Here is an 11991-nt window from a genome sequence, read left to right on the forward strand (position 1 = left end):
TCCATAACTTCGCGCCATGTTAATTAGACCCGTAACCATGAACGATCATGATGCCATGATGATACTTGCCGAAAAGGCAGGCTATGGCATGACCTCACTGCCGCAAGATGCTGGCGTATTAGAAGCTAAAATCAAATATTCGGAAAGCAGCTTTGCTGGTGGATCCGATAGTGACGGCGAGCAACGCTTCCTCCTCGTCTTAGAAGATACGACAACCGGCGAAATTGTTGGCTCCACGGGTATCAAAGCGCATGTTGGCCTCTCTAGCCCTTTCTACTCGTATAAGTTATCTACGATCGTACAAGCGAGTAGCCAGCCGAAGGTTTATTCCAACAACCATGTTTTGCACATGGTCAATGACTATACGGGCGTCAGTGAGATAGGTTCTCTTTTCCTACGCAAGAGCTATCGCCGTGATGGTTTAGGCAAATGCCTTTCGCGTTGCCGCTTCTTGATGGCCGCAGAATTTTCCGAACTTTTTGCCGATACAATTATCGCTGAGATGCGAGGTGTGCATGACGAAGAAGGTCATTCTCCTTTCTATGCGAACCTCGCCAAGCATTTCTTCAAAATGCCATTCCGCGACGCCGATTACATTAACGCGACCGAAGGCGGCCAATTTATTGCCGACTTGATGCCCCGCTATCCAATTTATCAAAAGCTCCTCGCTCCCGAAGCGCAAGAAGTGATTGGCAAAGTCAATGAAGCCTCTAAGCCTGCCGTTAAAATGCTCGAACGCGAGGGTTTTGCCTATGCCAGCTATCTGGATATTTTCGATGGTGGCCCTACCGTAGAGGCACAAACCAAACGTATTCGCACGGTACGTCATAGCCAGAAAGTCAAGGTGTCCGAGCTCAGCTCCGCACCGCTTGATGGCACGAAATATATCCTCATGTCGACGGAACTAAGCAACCTACGCATTACCCAAGCCAAAGCCAGTGTGACCGATGAAGGAACGATTATTCTCTTCGTAGATGACGCCCGTAAACTCGGCGTCCATGAAGGCAATAGCTTACGAATTGTTGAAGCTTAAAACCGCCGATGCACTTTTTCTGCGGGCAACACTGAAAAATGCCTCAGAACAAAGAATTCACGCCTAAATATAAGCCCTTTGAGGTTAAATACTTTACCCTCGATATATCCGCATGCGCGGAAAAGAATTACACCTTAATGCAAAAACAACATGAGCTAGGCCAAAACAGCACCAAGAATGAGATCGGTTAATTTAAAAATGCTGCCACCCCATATTAACCAACTCTAATGGTCTTCCATCCTCACCTAGAACCGTAACGCCGCTTCCCTGACCGACAGTGCCAATTGCCGTAATCGTTATTTCGGTTCTTTCCGAGAGAGAAATCAGCATGTCTTTAGCTGCCAGTGGTGCCGTAAAGAGCAATTCGTAATCATCGCCCCCACTCAAACAAAGTTCAAACAGTTCTGGTTTTTCATTCAAAATATCGCGTGTTTCTCGCGAGAAAGTAAGTTGGTTCACGTTAATAGCCAACGCCACATCCGACGCTATGGCCAGATGTCCTGCATCTTGAACCAAACCATCTGAGATATCCATAGCCGCCGTCGCGATGCCAACAAGCCGCTGCCCCAATTCAACCTGCGGACGCGGATGGAGATAACGATCTAGCAGATAATCATTCGCTTCCAGCTCGCCTTTACGGATTTTTAGACCTAGGGCCGCATTGCCTAAGCCCCCCGTCATATAGAGAACATCACCAATTTGCGCGCCGCTACGGCGGAGCATTTGGCCTGTTTTCACTTCGCCAATCGCGGTGACGGAGGCTGTGATAGGCCCCTTTATCTGGCTTGTATCCCCCCCCCAAAGCGCAATTCCAAAACGTATTTGATCGCTCGCCAAACCGGTCACAAAGCCTTCCACCCAGCTTTCGGGCGTATCGAATGGTAACAACAGTGAGAGCAGGTATCCACGAGGTTCAGCACCTTTTGCCGCGAGGTCAGACAGATTCACCCGTAGCAATTTTTGCGCGATAGAGGCCGGCGCATCATCTGCAAAAAAATGGATTCCCGCCGTAATAGCATCGCTCGTGATGACCAATTCTTTGCCGGCGGTTGACTTAAACAGCGCCGCATCATCGCGCAAGCCCAGCCCCTCATTTGAGGCGAGCGGCGCAAAATAACGGGCTATCCAATCAAATTCACTCACTTCTTATCTTTACGAGATTTCGTAATCAGATGCGAGTACGAATTTCCACCATGGGTTTTATGTTTCCACTTTCGCTTATGCTTTTTTTTCAGGTATTTGAGCCATTTTCGCCCACGCCATTTCTGGCCATATTGACGAGATTTTTGGTTCCATCGATCATGGTGGTAGCGCTTCCCTAAATTAATATGAATCCCATAATTGGGCACATAAACCTTGCGCGAATGATGTGACTCGTGCTGCTTAAACTGTTCATCATTAACAATTTCCCAGCTACCATCATATTGTTGACACGCAATACCAAAGGCATATTCCTTCTTCCCACGAATGCGAATCTCTTTGGTAAATTCACGGCAATTCTCATTCTCTTCATAATGGCTTTTACTCTCATGCGATATGGCGGAAAGTGGCAGTAATAACAACACCAACACACTGGTTAGATATTTCATAGAACTCTCCAAAATTAACTTAAAATAACGTGTCGTCTGGGTAGTAAAAAACTTCTGAGAACAACTCTTCATCGCTTACAGAATCGGGTGCGGAATGACTCATTGGCAGCACAAAGATCCCCCCCAGTACAAGTAATGAGGCAAAAGCATAAGCCGGCATTGGCATCGCGAAGCCTTTCCACCAAGACTCAGATTGTTGTGGAATCTGCGTCGCCATTGCGCTGATGCGAGACGTTAAATCGCTGCTCGGCTCTTCCATTGGACGCTGGGCTAACCAACTATCAAATTTATCTTGTGTCATGCTTGCATCCTCGCTTCATATTCTTCCAGTTTTAGCCTTAGGTTGGCTTTGGCGCGCATGAGGAGAGATTCCACCGCGCCCACACTCACCTGCATAACTTCAGCCGCGTGCCCGTTACTATGCTCTTCATAAAAGCATAGATTCAACGCAGTTTGCTGACGTGCAGGCAGTTGGCGTATCGCGTGTTCTAACTGCACCTTCTGTTGCGCATCGATCAACCCGCGCTCTTGATTACCGCTCTCATCTGCCACTTCAAAACCATCGGCTAGCAACAATGGCGTTCGCTTTTTTTGCATATCGAGGCTTTGGTTAATAATGATACGGCTAAACCAAGTCGTAAATTTCACGCCTTTGCTGGCATCCCACCGCGAGGGCTTCTCCCATAGCTTCAGGAACGCCCGCTGCGTGACATCCTCCGCCGCTTCCTTTTGCGAGACATAACGGTAGGCCAGTCGGAAGAAGCGCATCGTATGACGCTCTACCAGCGTGTTAAAGGCATGATGACTACCCTGCTGAAGGTGCTCCAACAGCGTAGTATCATCTTTATCCTGCCATGCTTGCATTAGTCGCGCTTTGCTCCGCGCTTACCTTTGCCTTTTTTGGGCATCATCTCAGCCAAAGCTTCGCGCTCTTCTTGATTGAGCTGCTCGGCTAAATTGGCGATACGTTCCGCACTCACCAATTTTTTACTGCCATGCATCTGGGTCATCTCTTTGGCTTTTGCGAGAAAGGCTGACTTATCAAAACTTGGTGCCGTCAGCAAAGATTTCATCGCATCACGATGTGCCTTATGCTTATCTTTATTGGCTTTACGTTCTTCACGCATTTCTTTGAAAGTTGCTTTGACCAGCTCCGCCTTTTCAGGAGGGAAAGCTTTGAGCGCCTCTTGCATTTTCGCTTTATGATCGCCGGACTGTGCGGCCATCACTGCGCCACTGATCATCACTAATGCCGCTGTCGTTAAAAATATTTTTTTCATAAGTACCCCGTTTGGTTATTGTACTTATGATACGATGGAGAAATGGAAATCCTACGTTTTATTTTTGATTTAATGAAACTTCCGCATCCGAATTACCCTCAGAGGTCTCGACATCAAGATCAACTTCAGGAGCTTTTGCTGAATCCGCCATCTCTTGCAGCATGCCGTTAATATAGCCAAGCTCTGGATTATCGAAGAAACCAGAGGCAACATCAGTATATTCCTTCAGCACGACTGGTTTCTTTATGTTCGTATGATGTAACTCATACATACCGGCGCAAATCACCGACTGAATCAAGGGGCTAAGGCGTGAAAAGCCACGCTTCTTACGACCATCCAAATGCATCGAGAGTTCATACTCTACGGCTGCTTTCTGCTCCAACCAACCGCGCAGCAACTTACGCAAAAACTGCATATCTGGCGTCACTTCGGTTTTCATTTGGAACACTTCTTCTGAATGACGCTCTTCTTCCGTTTCTGGATTATCCGCATCACTGAGTAGATCTTCGTTATATTGACTCACCCAGCTTTCGGCTGACTTAATAGGGATATCAAAATGCGCCCCATAAAGTGCTTGTACAAACACAAGACGGGAGGCGTTTTTACGCTGGATAGATTCATCGCTCATTACGCTGTATCCGCCATAGGAAGTTCAACATTTGCCGTTTTCTTCTCTTCAAGCGCTTTGCGTGCTGATGGAGAGAGCAGGATATTCAGATCACGCAATTGCAGATCGTCCGCCGTGTTTGGCGCCCCCATGAGTAAATCTTCCGCTTTTTGATTCATTGGGAAGGCAATCACTTCACGGATATTTGGCTCATTCGCCAATAGCATCACCATACGATCGACACCCGGGGCAATGCCTCCATGTGGCGGAGCGCCATACTGGAAAGCACGGTAAAGCGCACCAAATTTATTCTCAACAAACTTCTCGTCATAACCCACAATATCAAACGCTTTGAGCATGATATCAATACGGTGGTTACGAATCGCACCTGAAGAAAGCTCAACACCGTTACAAACAATGTCATACTGGAATGCTTTAATTGCCAGTAGCTCTTCATCGGTTTTCGCATTTTCCAATGCTTCTAGTCCACCTTGAGGCATTGAGAAGGGGTTATGCGAGAAATCAATTTTCTTCTCATCTTCATTCCATTCGTAATAAGGGAAATCAACGATCCAGCAGAATTTAAATTCGTCGTCATTAATCAACTCAAGCTTCGCTCCCAGATAGTTACGAACCGTGCCAGCAACCTCTGCCGCCTCACCCACCTTACCGGAAGCGAAGAACACACTATCGCCATTCTCTAAACCACAGAGTGTCTTCAGCTCAGCCACTTTTTCTTCTGATAGAAACTTCGCAATCGGAGACTTCAATGTCCCATCTTCTAGGAAGGTAATATAAGCCAAGCCTTTCGCCCCATGCGCTTGTGCATGAGCAATCGTTTGATCAAAGAAGCTACGCGGCTTGTCAGAACTCTTCGGCGCAGGAATCGCTCGGATATGACCACCCTTTTCGATGATACCTGTAAAGATACCAAAACCTGAATCACGCCAGATTTCGGTTGCATCGGCCAGTTCAATCGGGTTACGAAGATCCGGCTTATCAGAACCATATTTCATCATCGCTTCGTCGTAAGGAATGCGTGGAAATGGCGCTGGAGTGACTTTCTTTGTTCCGCCAAACTCTTCAAACACGCCATGCATGACGGGCTCAATCACGCTAAACACATCTTCTTGTGTCGCGAAGCTCATTTCCATATCGAGTTGGTAGAACTCACCTGGAGAACGATCCGCACGCGCATCTTCATCACGAAAACAAGGTGCGATTTGGAAATATTTATCAAACCCTGACACCATCAAAAGCTGTTTGAAAATTTGCGGCGCTTGTGGAAGCGCGTAGAATTTACCCGGATGCACACGGCTTGGCACCAAATAATCACGCGCACCTTCAGGCGAAGAGCTGGTCAAAATCGGTGTTTGAAATTCGGTAAAACCTTGACTCACCATACGGTTACGCAAGCTCGTAATTACCTGTGAACGCAGCATGATGTTACTATGCAACTTCTCGCGACGTAAATCGAGGAAACGGTATGTCAGGCGGGTGTCTTCGGGGAATTCCTTATCGGTATTCACTTGAACCGGCAATTGCTCGGTCACAGGAGCGGACTCTAAATCCCACTCTTTAATCGCCACTTCAATCTCACCGGTTGCGAGATTCTTATTCACCGCCTCAGCGCTACGCGCCACAACTTCACCGGTAATCGTAATCACACTTTCGTTACGCACACGGCTCAAAGCCTCAAATTGCGCATCGCCCGAACTCACCAATTGCGTCATGCCATAATGATCGCGCAGATCAATAAAGAACACGCCACCATGATCGCGCTTGCGATGCACCCAGCCTGAAAGTTTAACTTCCGAGCCGATATCAGCTTTCGTTATTTCACTGCAATGATGCGTGCGATATTGATGCATAGGGATTCTCCGCGATGTTTTAAGGCGAAGATATATAGGATGCTTGGCGAATAAGGTCAATAAGCGTTGCTTGGCGACCTTATTGCACCACCACTCCCCGTCATTGCCCGGTTTATCCGGGCAATCCATGCCGCAAGCACGAATCGCAAATGGATTACCCGAACAAGTCGGGTAATGACGATTTAGAGATATATGTCAATTTGATGACAATCACTCGCCAGCAATTGCTCTCTCTAGGTTTCTGCTATTTTGGTGACTAATTTTGTAGCTGTATGTTTTTGTGTAGTTTCCCGTATCCTTTTGGATACCCCCAGATTTGGATCTAAATTTTTATTTTATAACCAAACCATCATTCTTATGGCACTCAAGAAGAATCAGAAAATTGCTTTGCAAAACCTTAAAAAAAAGAACAAGAATCGCGAGCAATTATCACCCGGCGAAATCGCACGATTAAGCCGTTTAACGAAACTTTCTAAGGAATCCTAGAAAGGTTTTGATTATCCAGCTTTAAAACCTCAATAACATGAGTAACAAAGATCCGCCCAACTAAGGCACAAAGAACCCGATACAAACGAAGTTTGCGTCGGGTTTCTTTTTTTTAGGCACTCATTTTTTGCTGCGCTTTTTGCGTTTCATTTTCATGCTTCAACAGCGCCGCTTTCACATCCTCACCCAGCGCGAACTTGCCGATAGAACCATCGGCGCGTGTAATACGGTGGCAGGGCACAATAACCGGCAATGGATTCGCACCACAGGCCGTTCCAGCAGCACGCACCGCTTGCGGATGCCCCGCTTCGCAAGCAAGTTCCTGATAGCTAATCGTTTCGCCGAAAGGCACTTCCGACATCGCATTCCAGATACGGCGCTGGAACAAGGTTCCTGCTTGACCTAAATGCAAATCAAACTCGGTGCGAGTCCCTGCGAAATATTCGTTTAGTTGCTTTTCGGCCTCAGCCAACATGGTGGCATTTTCGCCTTCTTCGTTCGGTGCATCTATCGGCACTTCCACCGCGCTCATGGCGACTAAAATCCCAGCATTCGCTTTCTCGTGCAGCACGTAACGAATCGCGCCGTCTTCAGCGACAATGAACAAAACTCCCACAGGAGTGACAATACTTCTAGCAACTTGACTCATAATACTAGCATTTATGGCTCTAATTCGGTATATTTGCAAGCATGATTGAGCAAGCACTTAAACTCCTAAGACAGGGTGGGCTAGTCGCCGTCCCGACCGATACCGTTTACGGCGTCATCTGCGATGCCTCCAACCCGAAAGCCGTCGAGAAAATGTATGCGATGAAGGCTCGGCCTACAGGTCAGCCATTTCAGGTTCTGGTGAATTCGATGGAAATGGCCGAATCTCTGGCCCAACTTAACGAATCCGCCACTAATATTACGCAGAAATACTGGCCCGGGCCACTCACTTTGATCCTGCCTATCCAAGCGAACAAGATCATTGATTATGCTGTTTGCGGCAACCGTTACACCGTCGGCCTACGCTGGCCAAAACATGAGTTAATCTCGCAATTGATTGATCAACTTGGCAGTCCACTTGCGGCCAGCAGTGTAAATATGGCAGGCGAGATGCCCCGCACTACGGCTGACGCTATTCGCGAGGAATTCCCTCACTTGCACCTCATAGAGGGCGAAACTGGCAGCGCTGGCTCTACCATCGCCGAGCTAAAGGAAAATAAGCTGATTATGTACCGTGAAGGCGTGATCAGCGAAGCCCAACTAACGAAACTCCTCTCATGATCGAACAACATGTTCCCATCGACAGAATCCAGCAATGGCTCAAAGATGCTGCCGACCATCCGCAGATTGACGAGCCAACCGCGATAACTGTCGCCACAGCAAGCAAAGATGGCATGCCATCGGTGCGCACCGTTCTGCTTAAGGGTTTCGATAAAACAGGCATCGTATTTTACACCAATGCTCAAAGCCAAAAAGGGCAAGAGCTTTCAATCAACCCGCAAGCATCCATCCTATTTTACTGGATGCCGCTGAAACGACAGATTCGCATCTCTGGCAATGTAACACCGGTGATTGGTGAAGAGGCAGATGCATATTTTGCAAGTCGTAGACGCGGTAGTCAAATTGGCGCCCACGCTTCCGACCAATCTGCACCACTCGAATCCTTCGAAACCCTAATGACCCGCACCAAAGCGCTTGAAACCGAGTTTAATGGCGCAGAGGTCCCTCGCCCTGAACACTGGCACGGCTGGCGCGTGGCGTTAAGCCAAATTGAATTCTGGCAAGAAGGCGATTTCCGCCTGCACGAGCGCGAACTCTACACCAATAAAGGCAGCGGCTGGGAACATACACTGCTGAATCCTTAATCGCCGTCATTGCGCGTGCGAAGTGCGGCAATCCAGTACTGTTGAGAGATTCTGGAGTACCGCCCCCCTACTCGCAATGACGAATATGACAATTGCGTGACAATCGCTTAGCAGGAATTGCTCTCTCTCTAGACTTCTGCTACACTGCGCAGGATTTATAGCTGTATGATTTGTAATTTATAATTGGGGTCTATATACTTAACTAGCCAAATACGGTAAATGGTATTATGTTAGCTTCAAACAATGGAGTTTCAAAATGCCATTTTACGCAATTACCTATGATTTGAATAATGAAAAGAATTATCCAAAAATTCAAAAAGAATTTGAAAAGCTAAATAGTCATAAGGCAGCTTACTCATTTTATTTAGTAAAGAATACCGCTTCCACCAAACAAATGCTTGAACATTTTAAGCAGTTTGTTGATGAAGATGACACCTTAGTAGTAGTGAGAATTGACGATGTTGAGTCTTACAGACCATTGAAGGGAACAAACGATTGGATAAAACAGAATACTTAATAAGATTCATATTCTTCCATATTTACAGGCTTGCCGTATCTGATTCCATTGATTCGAATTGTTACTCGCAGCAGTTTTGCAAAGTAATGTAAGGTTGTAGTTCTTGTGTTCATAAATACCTCTTTATTAATTTAGAAGTATTTATACTTTCATTTTCCCAACAAATTCTTCCAACGTCATATCCATCGCACCCACAATCTTAAACATGGTCAACATAGTTGGATTCGTTTTACCAGATTCAATCTTTCCAAGCGTTTGACGCGATATTCCAGCCTTTTCAGCTATCTTTTCATGACTTAACCCACGCGAAGCCCTTTCAGCCTTTAACGCGCTTATAAGTGATTTTTGAAACTGCTTCGTTTTATCCATAACAAATGGATACTAGGACCGTTGACACTTAAATTCTCTGCACTTATATTCGCAGATAATTTAAGTGCATAAGGAAAAGTAAATGGCTCTATCTATCGAACAAAGCATCGCCTCGAAACTTCCAACATCGGTTAAAGTACCGTTGGCCAAAATGAAAGATGAAGAACAAGCATTGTTTGCAGACGAATACAAACGAAAGCGCAAAAGCCTTGGTTTTATGTATTTTCTGGCAATTTTACTGCCTGGCTTTCAATTCTTTTCCTTCAAACATGCATCGCTCTTCTGGCTGTTTCACCTGACTTTTTGGGGATTTGGCATCTGGTACATCATCGAACTCTTTCTAACACCGAGAAGAACGCGCAATTTCAATGAAGATTTAGCAGTTCAAATCCTTCGTGACCAGAAAATGATGGCGTAATGACTTACCTTATCATAGGTATTATCTTTCTTGCTCTGTTTGGTTTCAAGCGATTCATCTTATTGGCAATTGCCGTAGTTGTGTTCTTGATGTGGCTGGCAATGTCTTTGCAAGCAGATGTGAAAGACGGTTCAGAATATCGAAAGAAACAACAAGCTCAAAATGAAGAATGGCGACAAAAACAGCAAAATGATAAATAATGCTATGGAAAAGAAACTGGATACCAAATTTGAAATTCGTGATGGTGAACGAATCGACTACATTGAACGACCTAAATCACCCGAAAATGACCCATACCCTATGGATTCGCGTACTTACGGCTTAAAACCTAAAGATAATACTCAATTATCATCAGAAGATGATTGAGATTCATGCAGCTTTTTTTTCTTTAACTCTTTTTCAACTACTTCAAAAAAATGTTTACGCGCACCTTCGTTGCCGAATATCGCATCAACAACGTCTTCAAACGAACCGTCAGTAATTGGTTCAACAATATGTTTTGGTTTTCTACCCATTGATAAGCGTTTTATATTTTAGTCGTTTTCCGACTGTACCTTCGATTGTTAAGTCAATAAATGCCATTGTATTTAGTTTATGCGTATTGTGTCTAAAAGCAAATTCATTCACATAACGGTGCAAATGTTCGGCACTCATATAGTGGTAAATTCCAGTGTAACCACGTTTTAGTAATGCCCAAAAACTTTCAATTCCATTCGTATGCGCTTGATTTTTCACATACTCACCAACAGAGTGCTTAACTGTTTCATGCTTGTAACCATGCATTTTCTTATAGGCTGGAAATTCATCGGTATAAACCGTACTACCAACTTCAACATTTTGATGGATAAAGCCATGTAGCGTTTGACGTGTTGTATCTGAAACAGGTTGTGCAACCACTTGACCATCACGATTCTAATACCTAATACAGCCATTTTACCAACAGCACCACGACCAGCCTTCAATCACTTACTTGCGTGTTTGTTCTTTTTTTGCCACCGATAAATGTTTCATCGACTTCAACAGTTAATTGTTCACCTTTCATTGGTGTTTGCATCCATGTTTCACGAATACGCTGGGCTAAAAACCATGCCGTTTTTTGGGTGACACCTAATTGTTTTGCCATTTGCGTTGATGGTATGCCCTTTCTGGCACTCGTCATCATATACATCGCCATTAACCACTTATGAAGCGGCAAACGTGATTCTGCTAACACTGAACCAGTGCGAACGCTAAAGTGCTTGCGACAGTCTTTACAGCGATATGGCATAGGTTTATGGTTTTTACACTCACTAATATCTAGGGGCTGACACCAAACATTTAAATTGTTAGGAGTTATTGATGTATATAAAGCATTGTAAGTTATCGAGAAATAAGCAGTTAGAGTTGATAAAATATTTCATTGCGGGTTCTACGGCCAGAACAGCAGCTGATTTAGCAGGTATTCATCGCAATAGCGCTGTCCGGTATTTCCATAAATTGCGCCAAAAAATAGCCCTCAAACAGCAAGCGCGCACTGAACAGTTTTGTGGTGACATTGAGCTAGATGAATCGTATTTCGGCGGTGTCCGCAAAGGAAAAAGAGGCAGAGGAGCAGCAGGAAAAACAGTCGTCTTTGGTATCTTGAAACGAGGTGGAAAAGTTTACACCAAGGTTATTCAAGATACGAAAACCGACACGTTAATGTCCATTATTAGGCAGAAAGTAAAGCCTGACAGCGTTGTTTACACTGACTGCTATCGTTCTTACAACGCGCTGGATGTGTCAGAGTTTCATCACCATCGCATCAATCACAGCACTCACTTTGCCGAGAAAAAATTTAACCACATAAACGGTATTGAGAATTTTTGGAATCAGGCAAAACGCCATCTTCGCAAGTTCAATGGCGTACCAAAAGAGCATTTTAATCTGTTCTTGAAAGAATGTGAGTGGAGGTTTAATATGGGCACACCAAGTGACTTACTGGCAGAC

18 protein-coding genes and 1 pseudogene are annotated in these 11991 nt (G+C 45.3%); 8 read left to right on the plus strand and 11 right to left on the minus strand.

Features of this window, described 5'->3' with window-relative positions; translation table 11 throughout:
* The first annotated feature begins 16 nt into the window (after positions 1 to 16).
* Both astA and P8P30_03775 read left to right on the plus strand, forming a co-directional pair.
* Positions 17 to 1033, plus strand: coding sequence for an arginine N-succinyltransferase (gene astA / locus P8P30_03770; protein MDG1286666.1), 1017 nt, complete (start codon positions 17 to 19; stop codon positions 1031 to 1033).
* Positions 1034 to 1071: 38 nt separating this feature from the next.
* The gene (locus tag P8P30_03775; protein ID MDG1286667.1) at positions 1072 to 1224 is read left to right on the plus strand and encodes a hypothetical protein; all 153 of its coding nucleotides are present in this window, start codon (positions 1072 to 1074) and stop codon (positions 1222 to 1224) included.
* 1 nt (position 1225) lies between these two features.
* On the opposite strand, the gene thiL is transcribed toward P8P30_03775, so the two are convergent.
* From thiL to P8P30_03815, 8 genes are all read right to left on the minus strand, one after another.
* Positions 1226 to 2176 carry a thiamine-phosphate kinase gene (gene thiL, locus P8P30_03780; GenBank protein MDG1286668.1) on the minus strand — a complete coding sequence of 317 codons (951 nt, stop codon included), beginning with the start codon at positions 2174 to 2176 and terminating at the stop codon, positions 1226 to 1228.
* Complete coding sequence (locus tag P8P30_03785; protein MDG1286669.1) at positions 2173 to 2622, minus strand: hypothetical protein; 450 nt, start codon at positions 2620 to 2622, stop codon at positions 2173 to 2175. The genes thiL and P8P30_03785 overlap by 4 nt, the downstream gene beginning before the upstream one ends.
* A 19-nt stretch (positions 2623 to 2641) precedes the next feature.
* Positions 2642 to 2923 carry a hypothetical protein gene (locus P8P30_03790; GenBank protein MDG1286670.1) on the minus strand — a complete coding sequence of 94 codons (282 nt, stop codon included), beginning with the start codon at positions 2921 to 2923 and terminating at the stop codon, positions 2642 to 2644.
* Positions 2920 to 3486 carry a sigma-70 family RNA polymerase sigma factor gene (locus P8P30_03795; protein MDG1286671.1) on the minus strand — a complete coding sequence of 189 codons (567 nt, stop codon included), beginning with the start codon at positions 3484 to 3486 and terminating at the stop codon, positions 2920 to 2922. The genes P8P30_03790 and P8P30_03795 overlap by 4 nt, the downstream gene beginning before the upstream one ends.
* Complete coding sequence (locus P8P30_03800) at positions 3486 to 3902, minus strand: periplasmic heavy metal sensor (GenBank protein MDG1286672.1); 417 nt, start codon at positions 3900 to 3902, stop codon at positions 3486 to 3488. Before P8P30_03800 ends, P8P30_03795 begins: the two co-directional genes overlap by 1 nt.
* Before the next feature lie 58 nt (positions 3903 to 3960).
* Positions 3961 to 4530, minus strand: coding sequence for a transcription antitermination factor NusB (locus P8P30_03805; protein MDG1286673.1), 570 nt, complete (start codon positions 4528 to 4530; stop codon positions 3961 to 3963).
* On the minus strand, positions 4530 to 6380 hold the full coding sequence (gene aspS, locus P8P30_03810) for an aspartate--tRNA ligase (GenBank protein ID MDG1286674.1): 1851 nt from the start codon (positions 6378 to 6380) through the stop codon (positions 4530 to 4532). Before aspS ends, P8P30_03805 begins: the two co-directional genes overlap by 1 nt.
* A 598-nt stretch (positions 6381 to 6978) precedes the next feature.
* Positions 6979 to 7515, minus strand: coding sequence for a methylated-DNA--[protein]-cysteine S-methyltransferase (locus P8P30_03815; GenBank protein MDG1286675.1), 537 nt, complete (start codon positions 7513 to 7515; stop codon positions 6979 to 6981).
* Between the two features lie 41 nt (positions 7516 to 7556).
* Between P8P30_03815 and P8P30_03820 the strand changes: the two genes are divergently transcribed.
* The 3 genes from P8P30_03820 (at position 7557) to P8P30_03830 (ending at position 9236) form a co-directional block, all read left to right on the plus strand.
* A complete protein-coding gene (locus P8P30_03820) occupies positions 7557 to 8135 on the plus strand; it encodes an L-threonylcarbamoyladenylate synthase (protein ID MDG1286676.1) in 579 nt (192 codons plus the stop codon).
* Positions 8132 to 8719, plus strand: a complete 588-nt coding sequence (gene pdxH / locus P8P30_03825; GenBank protein ID MDG1286677.1) for a pyridoxamine 5'-phosphate oxidase — start codon at positions 8132 to 8134, stop codon at positions 8717 to 8719. The genes P8P30_03820 and pdxH overlap by 4 nt, the downstream gene beginning before the upstream one ends.
* A gap of 256 nt (positions 8720 to 8975) precedes the next feature.
* Complete coding sequence (locus tag P8P30_03830; GenBank protein MDG1286678.1) at positions 8976 to 9236, plus strand: hypothetical protein; 261 nt, start codon at positions 8976 to 8978, stop codon at positions 9234 to 9236.
* Between the two features lie 141 nt (positions 9237 to 9377).
* Here P8P30_03830 and P8P30_03835 read toward each other — a convergent pair whose 3' ends face one another.
* Positions 9378 to 9605, minus strand: coding sequence for a helix-turn-helix transcriptional regulator (locus P8P30_03835; protein MDG1286679.1), 228 nt, complete (start codon positions 9603 to 9605; stop codon positions 9378 to 9380).
* A gap of 82 nt (positions 9606 to 9687) precedes the next feature.
* Here P8P30_03835 and P8P30_03840 point away from each other — a divergent pair, with 82 nt between their 5' ends.
* Positions 9688 to 10023 carry a hypothetical protein gene (locus tag P8P30_03840; protein MDG1286680.1) on the plus strand — a complete coding sequence of 112 codons (336 nt, stop codon included), beginning with the start codon at positions 9688 to 9690 and terminating at the stop codon, positions 10021 to 10023.
* Complete coding sequence (locus P8P30_03845; protein ID MDG1286681.1) at positions 10023 to 10223, plus strand: hypothetical protein; 201 nt, start codon at positions 10023 to 10025, stop codon at positions 10221 to 10223. Before P8P30_03840 ends, P8P30_03845 begins: the two co-directional genes overlap by 1 nt.
* Before the next feature lie 141 nt (positions 10224 to 10364).
* On the opposite strand, the gene P8P30_03850 is transcribed toward P8P30_03845, so the two are convergent.
* Both P8P30_03850 and P8P30_03855 read right to left on the minus strand, forming a co-directional pair.
* Entirely contained in the window at positions 10365 to 10538 is a 174-nt protein-coding gene (locus tag P8P30_03850) for a hypothetical protein (GenBank protein MDG1286682.1), read from the minus strand.
* Positions 10531 to 11317 (minus strand): annotated as a pseudogene (locus P8P30_03855) (IS1595 family transposase). The gene P8P30_03850 and the pseudogene P8P30_03855 overlap by 8 nt, the downstream one beginning before the upstream one ends.
* Before the next feature lie 50 nt (positions 11318 to 11367).
* Here P8P30_03855 and P8P30_03860 point away from each other — a divergent pair.
* The coding region (locus P8P30_03860; GenBank protein ID MDG1286683.1) for an IS1595 family transposase at positions 11368 to 11991 on the plus strand (624 nt) is incomplete at its 3' end.

The sequence above is a fragment of the Rickettsiales bacterium genome, from assembly GCA_029252805.1.
Taxonomy (GTDB): domain Bacteria; phylum Pseudomonadota; class Alphaproteobacteria; order Rickettsiales; family JALZUV01; genus JALZUV01.